Origin of the sequence: Mycoplasmopsis ciconiae (genome assembly GCF_036350065.1) — a bacterium.
Lineage (GTDB): Bacteria > Bacillota_I > Bacilli_A > Mycoplasmatales > Metamycoplasmataceae > Mycoplasmopsis > Mycoplasmopsis ciconiae.
Map to the genome: position 1 here is coordinate 1 of NZ_JAZDWZ010000005.1, position 21,678 is coordinate 21,678.

General features: G+C 27.7%; 19 protein-coding genes and 8 tRNA genes. 13 read left to right on the forward strand and 14 right to left on the reverse strand.

The features are described from left to right. The first annotated feature begins 1,388 nt into the window (after window positions 1-1,388). The 10 genes from V2E24_RS01715 to V2E24_RS01760 all read left to right on the forward strand — a co-directional run bounded on the left by V2E24_RS01715 (window position 1,389) and on the right by V2E24_RS01760 (window position 3,524). Window positions 1,389-1,465 (forward strand) — tRNA-Pro (locus V2E24_RS01715). Window positions 1,466-1,470: 5 nt separating this feature from the next. Further along, a tRNA-Ala gene (locus V2E24_RS01720) sits at window positions 1,471-1,547 on the forward strand. Between the two features lie 7 nt (window positions 1,548-1,554). Then, window positions 1,555-1,631 (forward strand) — tRNA-Met (locus V2E24_RS01725). Window positions 1,632-1,648: 17 nt separating this feature from the next. Then, window positions 1,649-1,724: transfer RNA gene (locus V2E24_RS01730), tRNA-Ile, on the forward strand. 1 nt (window position 1,725) lies between these two features. After that, a tRNA-Ser gene (locus V2E24_RS01735) sits at window positions 1,726-1,818 on the forward strand. A gap of 29 nt (window positions 1,819-1,847) precedes the next feature. After that, window positions 1,848-1,923: transfer RNA gene (locus tag V2E24_RS01740), tRNA-Met, on the forward strand. 3 nt (window positions 1,924-1,926) lie between these two features. Next, window positions 1,927-2,003: transfer RNA gene (locus V2E24_RS01745), tRNA-Asp, on the forward strand. 5 nt (window positions 2,004-2,008) lie between these two features. Further along, a tRNA-Phe gene (locus V2E24_RS01750) sits at window positions 2,009-2,084 on the forward strand. Window positions 2,085-2,232: 148 nt separating this feature from the next. Then, entirely contained in the window at window positions 2,233-2,385 is a 153-nt protein-coding gene (rpmG, locus tag V2E24_RS01755; RefSeq protein ID WP_330500707.1) for a 50S ribosomal protein L33, read from the forward strand. A 98-nt stretch (window positions 2,386-2,483) separates the two neighbouring features. Further along, entirely contained in the window at window positions 2,484-3,524 is a 1,041-nt protein-coding gene (locus V2E24_RS01760) for a M24 family metallopeptidase (RefSeq protein ID WP_330500708.1), read from the forward strand. 38 nt (window positions 3,525-3,562) lie between these two features. Here V2E24_RS01760 and V2E24_RS01765 read toward each other — a convergent pair whose 3' ends face one another. From V2E24_RS01765 to V2E24_RS01785, 5 genes are all read right to left on the reverse strand, one after another. Further along, window positions 3,563-5,122, reverse strand: coding sequence for an MAG5620 family putative phospho-sugar mutase (locus V2E24_RS01765; RefSeq protein ID WP_330500709.1), 1,560 nt, complete (start codon window positions 5,120-5,122; stop codon window positions 3,563-3,565). Window positions 5,123-5,182: 60 nt separating this feature from the next. Beyond that, the gene (locus V2E24_RS01770; RefSeq protein ID WP_330500710.1) at window positions 5,183-6,187 is read right to left on the reverse strand and encodes an ABC transporter permease; all 1,005 of its coding nucleotides are present in this window, start codon (window positions 6,185-6,187) and stop codon (window positions 5,183-5,185) included. Next, window positions 6,180-7,169 (reverse strand): ABC transporter ATP-binding protein, encoded by a 990-nt coding sequence (locus V2E24_RS01775; protein ID WP_330500711.1) that lies wholly within the window; start codon window positions 7,167-7,169, stop codon window positions 6,180-6,182. Before V2E24_RS01775 ends, V2E24_RS01770 begins: the two co-directional genes overlap by 8 nt. Window positions 7,170-7,177: 8 nt before the next feature. Further along, on the reverse strand, window positions 7,178-9,850 hold the full coding sequence (gene gyrA / locus V2E24_RS01780) for a DNA gyrase subunit A (protein ID WP_330500712.1): 2,673 nt from the start codon (window positions 9,848-9,850) through the stop codon (window positions 7,178-7,180). A gap of 107 nt (window positions 9,851-9,957) precedes the next feature. Continuing rightward, on the reverse strand, window positions 9,958-10,509 hold the full coding sequence (locus V2E24_RS01785) for a YgjP-like metallopeptidase domain-containing protein (RefSeq protein ID WP_330500713.1): 552 nt from the start codon (window positions 10,507-10,509) through the stop codon (window positions 9,958-9,960). A gap of 112 nt (window positions 10,510-10,621) precedes the next feature. Between V2E24_RS01785 and V2E24_RS01790 the strand changes: the two genes are divergently transcribed. Next, entirely contained in the window at window positions 10,622-11,620 is a 999-nt protein-coding gene (locus V2E24_RS01790) for a phosphatidate cytidylyltransferase (RefSeq protein ID WP_330500714.1), read from the forward strand. A gap of 153 nt (window positions 11,621-11,773) precedes the next feature. Here the strand turns inward: V2E24_RS01790 and V2E24_RS01795 are convergent, their stop codons facing one another. From V2E24_RS01795 to V2E24_RS01835, 9 genes are read right to left on the reverse strand one after another with little or no spacing between them, the layout of a single operon-like run. After that, a complete protein-coding gene (locus V2E24_RS01795; protein WP_330500715.1) occupies window positions 11,774-12,904 on the reverse strand; it encodes an anhydro-N-acetylmuramic acid kinase in 1,131 nt (376 codons plus the stop codon). Then, window positions 12,894-13,982, reverse strand: a complete 1,089-nt coding sequence (locus V2E24_RS01800) for a DUF871 domain-containing protein (protein ID WP_330500716.1) — start codon at window positions 13,980-13,982, stop codon at window positions 12,894-12,896. Before V2E24_RS01800 ends, V2E24_RS01795 begins: the two co-directional genes overlap by 11 nt. After that, the gene (locus V2E24_RS01805; protein ID WP_330500717.1) at window positions 13,982-14,332 is read right to left on the reverse strand and encodes a hypothetical protein; all 351 of its coding nucleotides are present in this window, start codon (window positions 14,330-14,332) and stop codon (window positions 13,982-13,984) included. Before V2E24_RS01805 ends, V2E24_RS01800 begins: the two co-directional genes overlap by 1 nt. Before the next feature lie 24 nt (window positions 14,333-14,356). Continuing rightward, complete coding sequence (locus V2E24_RS01810) at window positions 14,357-15,823, reverse strand: PTS sugar transporter subunit IIC (protein WP_330500718.1); 1,467 nt, start codon at window positions 15,821-15,823, stop codon at window positions 14,357-14,359. Continuing rightward, window positions 15,823-16,131: a PTS sugar transporter subunit IIB gene (locus tag V2E24_RS01815; RefSeq protein WP_330500719.1), complete on the reverse strand. Its 309-nt coding sequence runs from the start codon at window positions 16,129-16,131 to the stop codon at window positions 15,823-15,825. The genes V2E24_RS01810 and V2E24_RS01815 overlap by 1 nt, the downstream gene beginning before the upstream one ends. Window position 16,132: 1 nt before the next feature. Beyond that, the gene (locus V2E24_RS01820) at window positions 16,133-16,720 is read right to left on the reverse strand and encodes a hypothetical protein (protein ID WP_330500720.1); all 588 of its coding nucleotides are present in this window, start codon (window positions 16,718-16,720) and stop codon (window positions 16,133-16,135) included. Between the two features lies 1 nt (window position 16,721). Beyond that, window positions 16,722-17,057 (reverse strand): PTS lactose/cellobiose transporter subunit IIA, encoded by a 336-nt coding sequence (locus V2E24_RS01825; RefSeq protein WP_330500721.1) that lies wholly within the window; start codon window positions 17,055-17,057, stop codon window positions 16,722-16,724. Continuing rightward, window positions 17,050-17,928 carry an N-acetylmuramic acid 6-phosphate etherase gene (locus tag V2E24_RS01830; RefSeq protein WP_330500722.1) on the reverse strand — a complete coding sequence of 293 codons (879 nt, stop codon included), beginning with the start codon at window positions 17,926-17,928 and terminating at the stop codon, window positions 17,050-17,052. Before V2E24_RS01830 ends, V2E24_RS01825 begins: the two co-directional genes overlap by 8 nt. Before the next feature lie 2 nt (window positions 17,929-17,930). Beyond that, window positions 17,931-18,965 (reverse strand): N-acetylmuramoyl-L-alanine amidase-like domain-containing protein, encoded by a 1,035-nt coding sequence (locus V2E24_RS01835; protein ID WP_330500723.1) that lies wholly within the window; start codon window positions 18,963-18,965, stop codon window positions 17,931-17,933. Between the two features lie 187 nt (window positions 18,966-19,152). On the opposite strand from V2E24_RS01835, the gene V2E24_RS01840 reads away from it, so the two are divergent. Further along, complete coding sequence (locus tag V2E24_RS01840; RefSeq protein ID WP_330500724.1) at window positions 19,153-19,716, forward strand: NUDIX domain-containing protein; 564 nt, start codon at window positions 19,153-19,155, stop codon at window positions 19,714-19,716. 269 nt (window positions 19,717-19,985) lie between these two features. Continuing rightward, window positions 19,986-21,677, forward strand: a complete 1,692-nt coding sequence (gadC, locus tag V2E24_RS01845) for a putative glutamine/gamma-aminobutyrate antiporter GadC (RefSeq protein ID WP_330500725.1) — start codon at window positions 19,986-19,988, stop codon at window positions 21,675-21,677. Window position 21,678 lies beyond the last annotated feature (1 nt).

Genomic DNA, 21,678 nt, shown 5'->3' on the forward strand with positions numbered 1-21,678 from the left:
TATATTCAACTCATTTTAGTGAATTAAATTACTATTCAGTTTTCAAAGAATTTAAAGCCACAGCGGCTTTTTTTATTTTTTAATGTTTATTAGAAAATAGTAATTTAAAAACCTAAAAAAATTAAGTTGTTTCAAAAAACAAATAAATTTAAGCATCAAATAGACAAGAAAAACATTGAATATCTTTAAGTTTTAATGATTATTATATAAATGTCAAATGCGATATTTGCGACAAATATACGACCAAAGTAATAAATTTTTGATAATTTACTTTACAATAAAAAATAAACAATTGAAATAAAGTAAAAAGTCAAAAAAATGAAAGATTTTTGATTATTTTTTAAGATGATATCAGAGTTGATATTGTATATATATCGTTCAAAAATATAATCGCCTAACTTTTGTTCAAAGGTTAATTTATGATTTCGAAGAATGATTGGATACTGATAAAATAAATCATAAATTCAAGCATATACTTACAATACAGTTCTTATACTGCTATATGGACAACGTTTGTGTTTAAATGGCATACGAAATATTTTTAATTAAACATAAGTATAGAAAATCTCGAAAAGCATTAAAAGCAAAAACAAACATTTTAGAACTCAAATCAACAGCCTCGAATATGATTAAAATCTTTTTCAAAGATCAGACTATATTAGTGATAAAAATAAATTTGGTTATTATGAATTTTGCGCTGTTATCACTAATAAAAAAGAAACCATTATATAAAAGAAAAGCAAAATCAAGCTTCTCAATCATGTCAAAAAGAGACGCTAATTCCGTTTTAAATACTTAAAAAATTAATAAAAATATAAATTAAATATTAAATCTTTAACAATGAATAATGTTTTAGAAAATACTTTTTTATACAAAGTGGACATAAAAAATAAATTTTATGTTTGTGACCCTTATTCATCATAACAAAAGGGCGGTATCGAAAATTATCGTAATAAATAAACCAGAATATTCAAGCCAAAAGGTAAAGCTCCAAAATTAGCGAATAATTGGAATATTTGTATTCTAATTTATACTATTAACAAAACAAAAAATAATATAAAATTGATGGTTTAAATCAAATCCAATTGATTTTTTTTAATAAGTACAGCAAACTTCAATAAAACATAATAAAAAACAATTTTTAGCTTTAGTGATTTTGTTTTTGTATTTTTTTATCAAAACCATTAAAATTTAATTAATCAAAATGCCTTACAAAAGGAAACCACCTTAGGTGGAATTTTGTTTTTTTAATTAACGTTTTAACTTTCTATTTATTTTTGTTTTTTATTCAATATTTTTTGTTATAATAATTACACCAAGCTCAAGCATAAAAAATAAAAAAATATTTTTATTTTTATATTTATATGCTATAATTATAAAGCAAACACGGAGAAGTAGCTCAGCTTGGTAGAGCACTTGGTTTGGGACCAAGTGGTCGCAGGTTCAAATCCTGTCTTCTTCACCATTTTCGGGGGGATAGCTCATTTGGCTAGAGCGCCTGCCTTGCACGCAGGAGGCGGTGGGTTCGAATCCCATTCTCTCCACCATTTTTATGGCACTGTAGCTCAGTTGGTTAGAGCATCCGGTTCATACCCGGAAGGTCATGAGTTCGAATCTCATCGGTGCTACCATACGGAAACTAACTTTAGGACCTATAGCTCAACGGTTAGAGCAACCGGCTCATAACCGGTCGGTTACAGGTTCGAATCCTGTTAGGTCCACCATGGGTGATTACCCAAGTCTGGCTGAAGGGACTAGTCTTGAAAACTAGCAGGGGATGCAAGTCCCGCGGGGGTTCGAATCCCTCATCACCCGCCATTTAAAAAATAAAATATAAAACTGAATATAGCGGAGTGGAGCAGTCGGCAGCTCGTCGGGCTCATAACCCGAAGGTCACAGGTTCGAGTCCTGTCTCCGCAACCAAGTGGTCCAGTGGTAAAGTGGTTTAATACGCCTCCCTGTCACGGAGGAGATCGCGGGTTCGATCCCCGTCTGGACCGCCATTTATGGCCTTGTAGCTCAGTTGGTAGAGCAACAGATTGAAGCTCTGTGTGTCGCTGGTTCGATTCCTGCCGAGGCCACCAAAAAGCGATTTACTTTGTGTATTAATCAAAATATATAAAGTAAATCGCTTTTTAATATCTATTATATATAATTTACCAATTTTAAAATTTAATGTATAATATTGCTAACTTGTTAAATTTAATATAAATTAATAAAGGAGAGTTTACAATGCCAAGAGAAGGTTTTACACTTCAATGTACAACATGTAAAATGGAAAATTACATAAGCAAAAAAAATAAAAAAGCTCACCCAGAAAAAGTGGAAATTAAAAAATACTGCTCAAAATGTAATTCACATGTAAACCACAAAGAGAAAAAATAATTTCTTTAATTATTATAAAATCATGTCTTATAGACATGATTTTATAATAAAGAAAATTTAAATATTTTTTATAATATATATTAATAAAAGAGGTAAAAATGAAATTTAATAAAATTAATGAATTATTTAATAAAAATAATATTGACGCTTATATTTCTGAAGCCCCACAAACGAGATTATGATATAGTGGCGTTTCAACAAGCGACGGATACATTGTTATAGAACCAGGTAATAAAGCTACTTTATTTGTTGATGGACGCTATATCGAATATGCAAATGCACACGCGCAGAATGTTGACGTCGTTTTAATTACTTCGACATCTATGAAAGACTTTTTTAACAAAAAACAATTTAAAAACATAGCTTTAGAAAAAAATTACTTAACTAAAGAAGTTCAAGATAAAATTATTTCTTTAGTTAAACCAGAAAATATACAATGAGTGGATGGTCAAGCCATCAGAGTTATCAAAGATCAGAGTGAAATTGCTACCTTGCAAAAAGCAATTGATATATCACTCAAATCTTATGATCAGCTAATGCAATGACTTAAGCCCGGAGTTACAGAAAAAGAAGCTGCGGCCTATTTAAATTATTTATTGAAATTAAACGGTTGTCAAAAAGAAGGATTTACAGAAATTGTTGCTACAGGTCCTTCATCAGCAGAACCGCACCATCATCCTACTGATAGAAAAATAGAAGAAGGTGATTTATTAAAAGTTGATTTTGGAGGAGAATATAACGGATACACAGCTGATATCACAAGAACCGTTATTTTTGGAGGTGAACAAAAAGCCAAAGATCCTAAAATGATCGAGATACTAAATATAGTTAAAGAAGCTGCTAAAAAAGGTCGTGAAAATGTAAAACCAGGTATTAAAGCTAGCGAAATCGATAAGATATGCCGTGATTATATTAAAGAAAAAGGATATGGTGAATACTTTGTTCATGGTACAGGTCATGGTTTAGGTATTGATGTACATGAGTGACCAAGCGTTTCAACTTTAAGTGATTGAACTCTTGAACCAGGAATGGTTTTAACTGTTGAACCAGGAATTTATATCGAGAACTTCGGTGGAGCTAGAATTGAGGATGACGTTTTAGTAACAGACCAAGGACATATAGTTTTAAGCAGAAAATAAAACGACGAAGAAAAGCGCTTTTTAAAAGCGCTTTTTATTTATTTTTTTAAATTCTTAATTACTTTTGAAATGGCAAAGTATAATTTGATAAATTCAATAAAATTATTTATATTTTTTTTGTTGTGATCTTTGTTGTAGTTTAAATCAACACTTATAATGTGTTTTTTGGGTGAATAATAAAAATGCAACCAATGTTGTTTATTTATTTCTAAAGATAATAAAAATAAATATTTATTATTTTTATATTTATGAATATTCACTTGCGTAATTATGTTTTCATTAGAAAAATAAGAATTAACAGAAAACATCTTAAATATACCTTCTAGCTTTTGGGGAGGGATTTTAAAATTAAAGTTTTTACTTAAAAAGTCTTTTTGTCGCTTTTCTTTTTCTTTAATTTTTAAAGAAATCAAATTATTATTATTTTTATAGTTTTGTAATAATAATGTTGAATAATTTATAAAATCTAATAAATCGTCACTCATATTATTTTTAATCCCACTAGTGAATATATTATTATCGTATTTAAAAATAATATCTTCTTCGTTTATATTTTGATTTTCGTAAGTTAATTGGAGACTAAGATTATTTATTTCATTTTTTATAAAATTAGAAGCATTTAATGCAACGAACACACTTTTGTTTGTTTGGTTTTCATTTTTTCAATTTTGATAAATATAATCTAAATATATAGCCGCGAATAAATCGCTTTTTATTTTTTTAAATTTGTTAGTATTTTTTACAAAAAAATCAACATTTTGTTTAGAATCGATGAATATAATTACATCATAGTTATTTTTATTTTTTATAGCTGCTAAAAACTTAATTTTATTAACTCAAAAATTAAGTTTTTTAGAATAAGAAAGCGAAAAACTATTTTTGGTAATATTCTTTTCAAAAGGTAATAGTGAATTTTGATTATCCACATGAGCAATTATTTTTGCATTAATTTTTTTATCATGTTTATTAATTTTAAAAATTGTATTATTTTGTTTATTGTTAAAATAAAGATCAACGATTTTGTTATAGCTTAGTTGCGTTATATCATCATTAGCGTGGTAATATAACGGATATTCAAATAAATATAAATCACTTACTAATTTGATAACCTTTTGGTAATTTTGCATTTTTCCATCTTTATCATATAGCTTTATTATGGGTTTATTTGTTAATTTATCATATTTAAAATACAATCCCCCATCTAAAATATCAATTTTGAAAGCTTCTCTGATAATAGCTTCACTTATTTTTTGTTCTGGTGCAAATCCATAAACATTATGGCCTTGTTGCTTAAATATTTTGATTACTTTAGATTTTATGTTTGACTCGATTAACTGATCAAAACAAATTAAAAGGTTATTATTATCTTTTAATAAAGTTGATAATTTAGCACAAATTAAACTTATAACATATTCGTTAGCTTGAGCATAACCGATAAAATCGCCAAAAACAATTCCTTCGTTGGTTACGCTTGGAAACTGCATAAACGTACTTTGATTAATGTTTCAGTGTTTGAAAGTGTTAATTAATCTTTCTTTAAAATTAGAATCGTGTTCATAGAACTCTAATCATTTTTTTTCAATATTTCTAATATCCATACTTATCAAATTTTACTAAATTAAAAAATAGTGAAAATTGTTTTCACTATTTTTTAATTTTTATCTACTATTTTTCTTAAATTTAACAGCGAAATTTAAAAATATGAAAATAAGTGTAAATGAAGCACAGTAAATTATATTCACACTTTGGCTTACGTCTATTCCGAATAATTTATTAAAACTTATTGATGAGACAGATAAGTCAATAATTGATAATAATTTATTTGTCTCAATATTTAAACCTGATGATTGGTTAAATTCAAGAGCTTTTTGAAAAATTGATGGATCAAACTTATTTAAAGGTAGAATAGTTAATTTCATAGCATTAACCATTTGAGTACCAGGTAGAATTGAAGCCACTTGCGCTAAGGATTGTGGTAATTGTGTAAGCGGTATAAATGAACCAATAAAAAAACCAATTACACTTGATATTCCTGCACTCATAGCTGCAAAAGCATTTGTGTTTCTGACGTAACTTATAACAAAAATAAAAAATGCAGAATTTAATAAACAACTTAAAATAACTAAAGCAATAATGATAAATACTTGATCTGTGTGATAGTAGAAAGTTCCTCTAAAAGCTTGATATATAAATAAAAATACCATTATAATTAGCGAAATAATTGTATTTATTACAAAATTAAAACCTAAGTAACTCATTCTTACCACACCGCCTCTAACTGGTGTGATAAATAAATCATTTAAAACTTTATTTTTTGCATCCTCAACCATAATCGAACATAAACTTAAGGCTGTAGTTATTGTTGTAATTCCCAATAAACCAGCTAAAAAAGTCGAATCTATAAATGCATCCACTATTTTATTTGGATCTAGAGTTTTGATCAAATCACCTTTTAAAGCGAAAGCAGAAGAATCTGTTTTTAAAGCATATATTTGTGCTGTAATTGATTGAGAATATGTTTCTTGATTAAAAAGAGATTGAGCAAATAAAAGAAAAATTAATGTTGCCAGTAACGGACTTAAAAACGTAAAAAATACACGTTTAGGTTCTTTGATAAAGGAGATAAAATTTCTTTTTGTTAAAAAATAAAGCTGACTAAACATTATTTATATTCTCCTTTTTTAAGTTTTTATTAATCTCTGGGTTATTTGTAACGTTTAAAAACACCTCATCCATTGTTCCTTTAATTAATTCGAAGTTTTCAAAATATTTTAAATTTTGCTCGCAAAAGATTTTGGCTTCTTCATAGTTTTTAAAATAACAAGTATAGTTAAGATTTGTTTTTGTAACTTTGGCATTAGTTAATTTTAATTGTTTTTCTAACTCTGGATTTTCTTTTGTGTTGTATATTTTTAACTGTGTTGTAGCGTATTTAGTTTTTAAATCAAACACATGTCCTTCAACTAGTTTAACACCTTTGTCGATAATGATAGAGTAATCACAATTATTAGCTTCTTCCATATAGTGGGTTGTTAATAAAATGGTTAATTGCTTTTCATTTTGTATTTTAGTTAAAATATCCCAAACTAATTTTCTAGAAAAAGGATCTAATCCGGTTGTAGGTTCATCTAAAAACAAAATTTTAGGTTTGTGAACTAATGCTCTAGCTATGTCAGTTCTTCTCTTTTGTCCCCCACTTAAAGAACCATAGTTTCTGTCTAAAATATCTTCCAATTGAAAATCTCTTATTATTTCTTCAACAGCTTTTTGTGGTGTCAAATTTTGTTGTTTGAGATAGTCTTTGTACATTTGCGCTCTTACAATTAAGTTTTCGTAAATGTTTAACTTGTCATCTAATATCGATTGTTGAAAAACAATTCCGATTTTTTGTCTAACGCTAGCCAAATCTTTATCGATGTTTTGTCCATCGATGTATATTTGACCAGAGTCTCTATTTAATAGACCTAAAATAATATTTAATGTAGTTGTTTTACCGGCTCCATTTAAACCTAAAAAACCAAATAACTGACCTGTTTTAACTTTGAAAGATAAATTATCTAAGGCCTTATATTTTTTAAATGTTTTATTAAGATCTTTGATAACTATCACATCTGGGTTGTTATCTTTTGTTTTAACACTTTCCATTTTTCTCCTTAAACATTATCATTTAACGGATTTTGATCGTCTTCTTGTGACTTGTCAATTGATATTACGTCTACATTAGAAATTTCATCTTTGTTTCTTAAATTAATTAATTTAACACCTTTTGTATTTCTTGATGTTATTGGGAATGATGATAAATCAGTTCTAATTGTTAAACCATTTTTTGTAATGATTAATAATTGATCATTATGATTAACAAATTTTGAAAATACTAAATTACCTGCCTTATTGGCGTTAAGAGCAGTAATTCCTTTAGCACCTCTTTTTGTTAATCTAAAATCATCTTTATGAGTTAATTTAGCATAACCTAAACTACTTACACTTAAAACATAATCACCATTTGTATCACAAGAAGCTGAAATAACTTTTTGTTCTTCATCTAACTTAATAGCCTTAACTCCAATAGCTATACGCCCACTTGGTCTTATGTCGTGACTATTAAAGACAACAACTGATTTTTGATTATTAGCAACTAAAATTAAATCATCTTCATTACTAATAAAACATTCAACCAATTTATCGTTATCTTTTAAATTGAAGGCGATTTTACCTGATTTATTAACATTTTCATATTCTTTTATATGTGTTTTTTTAATAATACCTTTTTCGGTTACACTTGTTAAATATGAATCTTTTGAAAAATCATTAACTTCTAATATGCTAATTATTTTTTCATTGTTATGAATATCAAGATTATTAATTATATTAACAAAAGGTGTCCCCTTGCTTTGTTTTGTAGCTTCAGGAATTTGATATGCTCTAATTTTATAGACTTTATTTAAATTAGAAAAAAGTAGCAAGTCAGTATGAGTTGATGTTTTTAAAATTAAATTAATTTCATCATCACTGTATGTTTTCATTGTATTAGAACCAATTCCACCTCTTTTTTGAGTATGATAGTCTTCTAAATCAATTCTTTTTACATAACCTTTAACTGTTTTGGTTAAAACAATTTCTCTTTTAGCTATTAAATCTTCTTCGCTAATTACACCTACGGCATTGTAGTCAATTTGTGTTCTACGTTCATCTCCGTATTTTTCTTTAATGACATTTAGTTCATCAATAATTAGCTCAATTAATTTTTGCTCTGAATTCAATATTTCTAAATAATATTGAATTTGCTTTTGTAACATTTCGATTTCTTCTAAAGTTTTTTCAATGCTTAAACCTGTTAATCTTCTTAAACTCATATCCAAAATCGCTTTTGTTTGTTTTTCACTTAATTCAAATTTTTGTGAAAGAGTTTCTTGAGCTTGTGCATCTGTTTTAGAAGCTCTAATTATTTTAATTACTTGGTCAATATTATCTGTTGCAATTTTAAAACCAAGTAAAATGTGATGTCTTTCTTCATCTTTGTTTAGATCAAATTGTAATCGTCTTGTTAAGACTTCTTTTTGGTGATCTAAGTAAATACTCAATGCATCTTTTAAATTAATTAATTTTGGCTCTCCTTTAACTAAAGCAACCATATTAGCATTAAAGTTCATTTGTAAAGGTGTTTTTTGGAATAATTTGTTAAGCAAAATGTGCGGGTTATGATTTCTTTTTACATCAATAACAATTCTAATACCTTCTCTATTAGACTCATCTCTTAATTCAGCTATTCCGTCAATAATTTTATTTTTATGTAATTCAACAATTTTTTCAACAATTGTTGTTTTTTTAACTGCGTAAGGAATTTCAGTAACGATAATTCTGTTTTTACCGCTAGCTAATTCCTGAATTTTACATACACTTCTTAATGGAATTTTTCCTCTTCCGGTTTCATATGCATCTATTATTCCCTTAGTTCCTAAAATGGTTGCTCCAGTAGGAAAATCAGGACCCTTAATGTATTCCATTAATTCAAGTGTTGTTATATCATTATTTTTTGCGTAAGCTATAACCGCATCAATAGTTTCACGTAAGTTGTGCGGAGGAATTTCAGTTGCTAAACCTACTGCAATTCCGGAACTTCCAGAAATCAATAAATTAGGAAAACGTGCAGGTAAAACGACTGGCTCAATTTCTGAAGAATCATAGTTATCAGCAAAATCAACTGTATTTTTTTTGATTCCGTCAATCATTTCAGAAGCTAATTTTGACATTCTAGCTTCAGTATAACGCATAGCAGCCGCTTGATCTCCGTCGATTGAACCAAAGTTACCATGACCATCGACCAAAGGATAACGCATACTAAAATCTTGCGCCAAACGAACCATCGCTTCATAAACGGAACTATCACCATGAGGGTGATATTTTCCTAAAACATCCCCAACAATTCTAGCGCTTTTACGGTATTGAGAATTATGTGTGATACCTAATTCGAGCATATCATATAAAATACGTCTATGAACAGGTTTTAAACCATCTCTAGCATCAGGTAAGGCCCTAGCGACAATAACACTCATAGCATATTCTAAAAAGCTACTACGCATTTCGTTGTCGATAATAACTGGTATTAATCCGTCACCTTCTTTTTTAACAAGTTGTGGTTTCACTTTATACTCTTCGTTATTTTGAGGCGAAACTTCTTCTTCAACTTCTTCTTTAGGAGCTGGTTTTCTTCTTTTAAAAACTAAACGATTATCCTCTTCATATTCATATTCTTTATCTTCTTCTAATTTGACAGCTTGTTCGTTTTTATCATCAATTAAATTATTTTTTTTATTTTTATCACTCATATTTCTCCTTTTTGAATAATATAAAATAGTATATTTTATATTTTACCAAAATAACTTTTTTAAAGGCTTAATATCAAATAAAAAAATACACACTTTTATGTGTATTTTTATCACTTAAACAACAAATTATATGGAGCTATTTTTGTTTTTAAAATTTTAGATTTTAGTTTATGTGTTGGCTCTAAAAGTGACAGACAATTATAAAAATCGCTGCTGTGGTTTTGGTGTTGAATATGAGAAAATTCGTGATTAAAAAGATATTCGATTATACTTTTTGGAAATTGAAAGGCAAAAATATTGATGGTAATTAATTTCTTGTTTTTTTGATATGAGCCTCAATATGTCTTTGCGCAATTAAGTTTGAAGCTAATTGATTCTATTTTGCTTTTATTACACATATATTGGCAAAAATCTTCAAAAATTAAATTAGTTTGTTGAATAAATCATTTATAAATATTATTAATTGTTTTATTTGGGTTTTCTTGAAAAAACTCAAATTTTTTATCATCATAAAGCAAAATCAATTTTTGTGCATTTGCTTCGTAATTAAAATTTACTTTTTGACCTAAGAAATAAAAGTATTGGTTATTTAATATTATTTTATTTAATTTATTATTTTTTACCATTGTCTCAATTGTGTAGTTCAATTTTAATTCCATATTTTTATTATAATACACACCTAAAAACTAAAAATAAAGATATTTTTAATAAATCAACAACGTTTAATCATTTTATAACTTTTCAAATGTAATATATTATAATAATGAACATATGGAAACAAAAGAAAACAAAAAATCATTATTCAAATCCAGAATTTTGCCAGGTATAGCCATGATCGTTTTTGCGATTTTTTTCTTTGTGGGAGGCTATTTCATTTTTCAGTTTAATAATTCACAATCTACAGAATTACAAAATTATAAAAAAATATTAAGGTTAGTTTTTTTAGGTATTTTTGCATTATTTTTAGCTGTTGTTTCATATGAATTCATCAATAGTTTTGATTTACCAATTTACATAAGTTTAATTATTTCACTTTTTGTATCATCAACAATGCTTTTTATTTTTATCCCTGTTCCATGGGTTGATTCGTCAAATCAGTCGTATACTTTAATCTTGTCGCTTAACCAATTAAGTTTTAAATCATTAATAAGCGGAAACTGACATACTGAAGTATTTTCACTAATAAGTATTTTTTGCGCTTCTGCGATTTATTTATTATTTAAATTAATAACAGTCAAAGGCGTTAATGTTAAAAACATTTTAATTAAAACATTAATTATTTTAGTAACCTTTTTCATTATTTCTTTAGCTGTAAGATTTATGTATTACTCTTACATTAGCCAAATTCAGTATTTATTATTATTTGTATTAATTTCAATATCTAGCGACATAGCAGGTTTTTTTGGGGGAAGATATTTTGGACACAAATTTTTCAAAAGAAAACTGGCGCCATATATTTCTCCTAAAAAAACAATTGAAGGAGCCATCAGTAGCATAGTTATTGCATTTTTAGTAGCTATATCAATTGTTTTAATGTTTAATTTATATTCAATTTTTGAATCAGATGCCTTTAGAGTTGTTCAAATTTTAATACAATTATTTTTCTTAATTGTTTTAGCAATTTTAGGAGATTTATATTTTAGTTTAATCAAAAGAATCAATAACAAAAAAGACTATTCTAATATTTTCTTAGGACATGGAGGATTTTTAGATAGATTCGATTCTATTTTAATTGTTGTTGCTATGGGTAGTTTGTACATATTATCTTAAATATATAAACATCTATAAAACAATTGCTTTCGTTAATTTTAACAACAATTTAAATTCTAAAAAATACATTTAGTTTTTAAACACAACCAACAATATTAAAAGTTGACAATTACTTGTCAACTTTTAATATTTTTACTAAGCTCAACAAATTTTTTATTTTGCGATTTTTCCTAAAACTGTGTATTTTTGAGCGCCGGTAGCGTTTTTTACATTAGAGTTAATATTCTTTAAGTTTAAGTAACCTAAGAACGCGAAAGCGATAGCTTCTTTTGCGTCGTAATTAATATTTATTTGGTCACTTAATAAGACAGGATAATCAATCAATTCTTTTAAATATTGAACCATTAATTTATTTCTTGCGCCTCCACCACTAACAAAAACTTTATAGTCTTGATTATCTTTGAAAATAAAGTCTTTATAACTATTTGCTATAACTAAGGCGCTAAAATATGTAAGTGAATGAATTAAATCTTCTTTAGGTACATCAATAAATTTAGCTATTAAATTATCCACAAATAAGCTAGTATATTTTTCTCTTCCAGTTGATTTTGGTGGTTTAGTTTTGTAATATGGATCATCTAGTAAAAACGAAATTATTTGATTATTTATTTTTCCTTTTAATGCTATTTTAGAGTCATAATCACATTCTTGATTATAAAGTTTATTTACCGCCAAGTCAATTAAAATGTTACCCGGGCCATTATCAAAAGCAAAAACTTTATCTATATCTTTATAAATAACGCTTACATTCGACATCCCACCTATATTTTGGAACAAACTAACATAATTTTTGTCTTTATTTAAGTAATAGTCAAAAATAGGAACCAAAGGTGCACCTTGACCTGATAAGGCCATATCAGCTGTTCTAAAGTCACCAACAGTCATGATGTTTGTTTTTTTACTTATAACACTAATATCACCAATTTGTAGAGTACTTTTTACTTGTGAACCACTAGGATCAATTAAATGATAAATGGTTTGGCCGTGCGAAGAAATTAAATCAATTTCATTATTTTTAATATTGCTATCTTTTAAAAAATTATTAACGCATTCAGCGTAAAAATAGGCAATTTCAAAATTTAAGGAGCAAATATCTTTGGTTGTTGCTTGGTTATTAATAGCTTTAATAATTTTATTTTTTAATTCATTAGGATATTTAACAATGTCAAATTTTTGTAGTTCTATTTTTAATTCGTTTGAATCTTCGATATTTACAAGTGCAATGTCAAGACCATCGACACTTGTACCGCTCATTAAACCAATGATTTTATATTTATTTTTCAAATTTAAATCTTCCTAAAGCTGGTAAATAATCAAGTAAAAATATTTCATGCTCTTTTATTTTAGCAACAACATTTTTGCCTAAATCATCGTTATCGGTGTCTTTTAAAATAATTTGCAATTCGCCTTTATATTGTTTGTAATTATCATTGCAAATTACTACATCACCTCTTTTTAGTTTTTTTGGCGTGTTTTGAGGTAAAAAACTTTCATTTTTGTATTTAACTCTGCTTTGTGTACTTCTGACAAAAAAGTCATTGGTATCACCTCGTCTAAAGTGTTTTTCATTAAATAAAATGTCTTTAATTACTTGATTATTCTCAAAATCTTCAATTGTTTTAACTTCAAAAGTAATAATATCAGGATCCACCTGCGACATTTGTTTTAATTCAATATCAGAAGCGAATGAATTACCAATTATAATGTCATCAATTAATTTTGTCGCATATAGGTGTTTAACTTGTGTTTTAATTGGTAAATTTCTGCTAATTTCAAGTGTACATAGGCCATGACTAAGATCTCAAGGACCAACCTTAGCAATTTCTGAAGTGACAAATGCAGCTGTTTTAATGTGATTTTGTTTGAATTTTAATGTTATTTTATTAAAAAATTCAAGTGATAGTCCTGTATATTTTTGTGGATAAAAATTATGCGAAGCAATTAAGAAATCTTTTTTAGGATGATATGAAATTATGTTATCTAAATATTTGTTATCGTTAGATATATTAATCTCAACCAATAAGTTTTGAGTGTTAAAAGTCATATCAGCTTCTTTTTTGCCATCAAAACCCATATCTAGTCTAATTCCGTCAGCTTTTAATTCTTTAAAAAAACTTAAATCATCATAGCTAGCACCAAAAGTATCAAAGACTCTAGGGTTTACATCTAGAATAACAAACATACCCTTTTTGTGGGCGTATTCGTTAATTTCACTAAAATTTTTAATTAAATTTTCTTTAGTATCTGTAACTGATAACAAGCATGAAAAAATTCTTTTAAATTTATATTCACTTGCTTTATCTATATATCTAAAAATCTCTTTTTTATCTTGTTTCTCAGGGTAAATGGAAATTCCCAACATTATTTATTACCACCTTTTTTATTAGTCTTTTTTTTCGAAATATTATGCTTTTGAGCGTTTTCTTTTTTTCTTATTCTTCAATCATTAAATCTTTGTAAAAATATTGGTGTGGAAAAACCAAAAGCAACCATCGTAGGTATTGACGCTGCATACAAAGTAATTTTCCCAAAATCTACATTAGCTATTGTAAGCGGTAAAGCAATGCTAATTAAAACAAAAAATGGCAAAGCAACAATTATTCAAGAGGGTATTTTATTAAATCAAATTTTATTTTTGTTGATTCAATTAAAAATAACATATGAAACAGCCAAAATTACAGATCAAATTATAAATAAAGCTAATTCGTTCATTATACCCTCTTATTTTTTACAAAATTACTTACTTTTTTTAGTTTTAAATTTGAAAATTTTTCTTGATTTAAATTCTTTTGTTACTTCTTCTCTAATTAATTTTTCATCATAATCATGAGAATTTTGTTTAGCTAGTTCAATTCTATCTTGAATTTCTTGTTCAATTTCTTCAGCTACCATTTTATTATCGTAGGCTTTAGCAAAAGGTAATCAAACAAAACAACTTACGACAATTAATATTAATGAAAGAACTAATGTTCTTCAATCCAATCCTGTACTTAGAAATGCTCCAACAGGTGTTGGTAGTGTTCATCCAACTGTTTGAGTTGGGATCGAAACAATGTTTAGTTTCATACAAATAAATGTTATTGTCCCTAAAATTATAGGTGTAAAAATTGCTGGTAAAGCTAAATAAGGGTTTAAAACAAGTGGATAACCAAAGATAATTGGTTCGTTTATGTTGAAAATTCCAGGGGCTATTGATGGATATGTAACAGCTCTAATGTATTTACTTTTGGCAATTATCAACATAACAATAATTAAACCTAAAGTTGCTCCAGCACCACCAATTCATACGAATCATTGGAAAAATGGTTCTACTAAAATATTTCCTTTATCCGCTACTGTTAGTGATGTTAATTTTAAGTCAGTCATAATTTTTTGGTTTTGATCTAGCGCTATTAATCAAAATGGTCTAGCTAAAGCACCAACAACAGCAACACCGTGGATACCTGCTATTCATAAAACCATAACTAAAAATACAACAACAATAAATCCTAAATAGTTATTACCACCAAAAACAGATTGTAACGGTTGTAATATAAAGTTGGTGTATTTATGTATATCAAAACCTCAGAAATTAAAGATAAATACTGCTGGTAAAATTACCAATAACATTGGTATCAAGGCATTAAAAGGTTTTGCAACAACTGAAGGTACAGATTTTGGAAGTCTAATTGTGATTTTGTATTTAACACATAATCTAAAGATTTCAACACTCAAAATAGCAACTACCATACCACCAAAAACAGTTGCACTACCAAATTGCGCAGTTGTAAATGAAGGGTTTGCTATTCCTTTGTAATTAGGCCCAACAATACTAATTAAATATGCAATAAAAGCTATTAATATTCCTTGTTGTTCATCTAATTTATAACTTTTTGAAAGGCTTCTTGCAATTCCCATTACAGCAAAAAGACCTAACATTGGGTATGTTAATCTATAAGGCAACATAATAAAAGATGCCCATTTACCATCCTGAACCTTAAGTAAAAAGTCGATTCCGAATGTTTCGCTTTTTCCGATTGGGAAAAAGAAAAGAATTAAAAATGTAGAACCAATAAGTAAAATCGGAATTATAGAAATCATTCCATTTCTAATAGCGTCAATATATCTGTTTTCTCCGATTTTAGAAATAATCGGCATGAATGTTTTTTCTACATATTTTAAGAAAGCTTGAATATAATTCTTCTTATTTTTGGTTGTTGTCATTATTGTTCCATCGCTTTCACAACGTTTTTAAGAAGTTTTGGTGCTCCGATTGGATTGTATTCCATCATTTGAATTTGGTATATTTTTTTACCTTTCTTTTGAGCGACTTCATTAATTTGGTCGAATTTATGTTTTATTTGTGGAGCAACTAAAATAATGTCAAATTCTTCCTTAAAATCTTCTAATTCATTTGCGCCTATAGCTTGAGCTTCGAAGTTTTGAATATTTTGTTTGTGTGCTTCTTTTTCTAAAGAAGTAATTAAAATTTGTGTGCTCATACCACCACTACAAATTAATAAAACTTTCATATTAAGCCACCTCCACTTTTGTTTTTTGTGTTTTTTTAGCAATTTTGTAAATTATCATTGCTGCATAATCTGCACATAATAAAAATAGCGGAATTAAAATAATATATTTAATCATTTCGTTGTTTTTTATTGACATATTTAGTGAGTTAACAAAAATATTTTTAATTTCTTCTTCAGGATTAGAATCAATTAAATTTTTAGTAGCACTAAGTAGTAAAATATTGTCTTCTAAAACACTAAAACTTACAGCTGCATAAATAACCATTACAGTTGTTAAAACAATTGTAATTGAGCCAAAAATTAAAAATAATTTTTGGTCTTTATTTTTGTTTTCTTGTTTATTTTTAAATATTTTAATTAAACTTTTAGCATATATAACTATTGCTGAAAAAGCAAAAATAGCCATTAATACAACGGTCGCGATTAAGTATTTGCTATTTGCATATGTCGCGTGCACATCTTTAAAGGTTTCGACATCTTTATTGGCCGAAACTTCCAAAGAAGGTATAAATGCTAATGTACCAATAATTGTAAAAATAGCAGCCAGAACTGATAAAACAATTAAAGATTGTAATTTATACTTGGACATTTTAACCTTTCATATTGAGTTTTTTCTCTATTGTTTGCATTACTTTAAGTAATTTTTGTGCTAAAACTAATGAGTTTTCTGCTGACATAAATTGATCTTCTGCATGAATTAATAACAACGATGTTTTTTCAAGCGAATCATTTGCTTCCATTGTGATTAATTTATAGTGTGATTCGTGTGATTGAGCTAATATCTCTTGCCCTTGTTTAATACACTTTTGAGCTTTTTCAAACTCAAAATCACATATGTAGTCAACAGCCTCTAAAAATAGAGCTTTTGCGCCACCTGCATAACTTATAATTTCAAATGCAGATTGCTCAATTATTTCTTTATTCATAAATTTCCTCATAGATTTTTTTAGCTTGTTCATAATTAACATTTTCTTTTAACATAATAATTGACATTTTTACATTTTTTGTTTGTTCAAAAACCTCATCAATTTTTTGATCGTTTGCATCAGTTATTATTTTGATTATATTTTTACACCTTTGAACCAATTTCTTATTTGAAGGTATTAAATTAATCATGTAATTTTGTTCAACATATCCTAATTTTGTCATTAATGATGTTGAAATAATGTTACAAATCATTTTTTGACTGGTTCCTGCTTTCATTCTAGTTGAACCAGTAATAACTTCAGCCCCTGTGTTTATTTCTAAAAATATGTCAGCATATTTTGAAATTAGTGCATTGTTTGTATTTGCTATACTTACACAAGCGGCGTTTATTTTTTTAGCATATTTTAAAGCGGCAACAACATAAGGAGTTCTACCTGAAGCAGCAAGACCGACTAAAATATCATTTTGATTGAAATTGATATTTTTTAAATCTTCAATTGCTTGATTTTCGTCATCTTCAACATTTTCATAAGCGTTTGTAATCGCTTTTTGACCTCCGGCTATAAGTGCTAAAACCTTGTCTTTTACTCCATAAGTGGGATAGATTTCGCTAGCGTCTAAAATTCCTATTCTTCCGCTAGTTCCAGCACCTATATAAATTAATCTACCTTTGTTGAATTTAACCTTTTGATAAGCTAAATCAATAATTTGACTAATTTTTTGTTTTTGTTGTGCAATTTTTTGAGTAATTTGAGCATCTTCATTAATAATAATATCGACCATTTCAATAGTATTTAAAGATGAAAAATTTTTAGAATTAGGATTGTTTTGTTCTGTGTCAATCGTATTTAATTTTTTTGTATTATCCATATTTATATTGTTCTATAAAGTAAAATTCCAGGCACTTTTGGTGCATCATAAGGTTTTTGATTTTTTGTGTCGTAATTTCTATCTTTAATATAATCAACTAAAGGAATATCTACAACACGATTGTATTTTTTGCTACTTGAAGCGTTTCTGTAGTAAGCAACTTTTTTACCGTCTTCATCTTTAAAAACTAAATAACCACAGTGAGTTACGTCTAGCCAGTCGTTTAATGTTTCTGGAGCAGCTAACATAATTAAGTCACCAGATTTAAAGTTGTTTGCTAAAAATTCATCTGTTAATTTGTCATGTTTTAAGTAAGATATTGTTCTAGAACCTTCACTAGCTCCTTGAATATTTACTTTTCCTTTTATAACGTTAAGATTTTTAATTTCATGTTTAACGATGTTATCGCTTCCTAATGAATCAACCACTAAGTTTTTAACTATTGCAGGTTCAGATAATTCTCAATCTGTAAAATAGTGTTTTCTTTTTGAGTATTCCACTTGTGAATTTTTATATCTTGTGGCTTTAAGATTATCAATAAATGTATCAATGTTTTTAGCTGTAATTAAGGCATTTACATAATCTAAATATGTAAAGCAATCTAATCTATACAAATCAACAATCAACTCTTCTGCTACAGTTGGTGATCCAACTAAATAATCTCCTACATATTGATGACCAAGCATCATTTCGCTAATTTTTAATATTTTTTGATTTTTGTCAAGTTTGTTATATTCTTCAGAGTTTGTAACTTGAAAAATATCTTTTAGTAAATTTTGAGTTTCAGGACTTGATTTATATTTGATATTTGTGTTTGGAACATAATAATCTCTTAGTTCGTTAACACTTACCATTTTTTTAAGTTTCGTAACTTCAGTATTTAGTTTTTTGTTTTGACTTTCCAAATCTTTTAGTTTATTGGCAACTACATCCATATTTTTTAATTGTTCTGATGTTTGAACACAAGAAGCCGACAATAAAGGAATTGTGGCTGATGTTGAAGCCAACACCAAAGTCATTATTTTTTTAAATTTCATTTTACCCCCGTTAGGAAATTCTCCCTATTTCAATTATCAAAAAAGCCACGCTAAATTTTTCAAGTTTTCCACATTAGTGTTTCCATTTTGTAAAGTTTTTTATATTGATGTAAAAAAATTAACAAATTTACATTAAAAACTTTTTAAAAATTAGCACTGATATTTTTAATAAATCTATAATTAAAATATGAAACCAGATAAGTTACTTTTTCAAACCAAGTGATTAAGTTTATATGAAACCAATAAAGGGTTTATTTACGCAGAAAGAAAGGGCGTTGACAGCATCGCTTTTTTAGCTTTTAAAAAGGAAAATGGTGAATATTTGTTTCATTTACGCTATCAACTTTACCCCAATTTAAAACATTTAAACAACGAATACAAATTTTACCCCAGTTGCATAACAGGAACTATTGAAGCAAACGAAACACCAATTCAAACAGTGATAAAAGAAGCTTTTGAAGAAGGTGGTTTTAAAATTTCACAACAAAATATAATTTCTTATACACCTTATTTAGCAACAACCCAAAGTAATGAAATAGTTCATGTTTATTTAGGGTTGATTGACTCAAGTGTTGAGTGCTGCGAAGCTCAAGGGGATGGAAGTTATTTTGAAAAAATATCCTTTAATAAATGAGTCAATATTCAAGAGCTACAACAAATTTTAAAGAATGAAATAACACATTCGTCATTGTTTGTTGCCTATAAATTATTTTTAGAGTATATTAATAAAGCAAATCAACAAAAAAATTAACGCCAAATACGTTAATTTTTTTGTGCTTTTTTATTATTTATCAGTAAAAAAATAGCTGTTTTTTTAGGGTTAATAGCAAAGGCGAAAAAACATTTTTAAAAAAATGAGTTTTTTTTGAAAAATATAATATTCAATATCAAAACAAGCTTTTTTTAATCTTTTTAGTGATATTGGAAATATTTTCCAATTTTATCTTTATCCAAATTTTTGTGTTAAACGGGTATATAATAAAAATGACTTAATGTCACTACTTATTAGGAGGTAAGATTTTGTTTAAAAAATCTGATAATACAACTGTCAGCACTCAAACAAATTCAACCAAATCTACAGGAGCCATTCCAGTCAAAGCTAAAAAAGCCTTAAGTTTATCAAGTCTTATTTTGATGAATATTGTTGCTGTTGTTAGCTTAAGAGGGCTTCCAGCAGAATCTGGTTATGGATTAACCTCAATCTTTTACTATGTTTTTGCAGCGGTTTCGTTTTTAATTCCTGTTGCTTTAGTAGCAGCGGAATTAGCATCAACATACACTGAAAAAGGTGGAGTGTTTAGATGAGTTGGAGAAGCTTTTGGGCCTAAATTGGCTTTTGTTTCAATGTTCTTGCTTTGAGCAGAAGTTACAATTTGATTCCCAACTGCTTTAACTTTTGGAGCTGTATCATTGGCCTATATTAGTCCTGACCAAGCAACAGCAGATCAACTAAGCAACAATAAATATTTTGTCTTATTTATTGTTTTAGCGATTTATTGAATCGCAACAGGACTTTCATCTTTGGGAACAGGAGTGTTCTCAAAAGTTGCAAAATGAGGTGGAATCATTGGAACAATTATTCCTGTAATTGTTTTAATTGGTTTTGGAGTTGCGTATTACGCAAAAGAAGGTGCGCCAGAAAATTTCAATACCGACATTTTCCCTCAATTCAAAAATTTTGATAATTTGGTTTTAGCCGCTTCTATTTTCCTATTTTACGCAGGAATGGAAATGAATGCTATCCATGTTACAGAATTAAATAAACCAAAAAGAAATTACCCTCTTGCAATTATGATTTCCTCAATTGTAACAGTATTAATTTTCATTTTTGGTACTTTATCAATTTCATTAATTTTACCAGCTAAAGAATTTAGTCTTACAAATGGTCTTTTGATAACATTTTTAAATGCATTTAAATGAGCCGGAGTAGCTTGATTAGGACCAATAATAGCAATTATGCTTGCTGTTGGGGTTTTGGCTGGAATTGTTACTTGAGTTTCAGGACCAAGTAATGGTATGTTAGCTATAGCTAAAGCAGGATATCTACCTAGATGATTCCAACACACTAATAAAAAAGGTGTTCCAACACATTTATTATTAGTTCAAGGACTTATTGTAACTGCTTTATCAATCTTTTTTGTTGTGTTACCTTCAGTTGAGGCAGCATATCAAATTTTAAGTCAGCTAACAGTTATTTTATATTTAATAATGTATTTATTAATGTTTGCTGCAGCTATTTATTTAAGATATAGCCAACCAAATAGACCTAGGCCTTATCATATACCAGGAAAATATAATATAGGTATGTTAGTTGTGGGTGGAATTGGATTTATGGGTTCACTTTTAGCATTTTTATTAAGTTTTGTGCCGCCGTCACAAATAAATGTTGGAAGTCCACTAATTTATGTTTTAATGTTAATTATAGCCGCAATCATTTTTACCTTAATACCTTTTATTATTATTAAATTCAAAAAAGATCACTGAAAAGATCCTCAAAGTGATTTTGCTCCTTTTACATGAGAAGTTGAAAATGCAAATCCTGGTTTAGTTAACCATTCAAGTGAAAAAACAGAAGATTTAACACATAAGCACTTTTTACAAAAAGCAAAAAATGAGTTAAAACATATCGAAAGTGAAATTGTAGATAAAGTAAAAGAAGAAGCGCAAAAATTAACTCACAAAAATGATCAAACACCACAACAACAATCTTAAA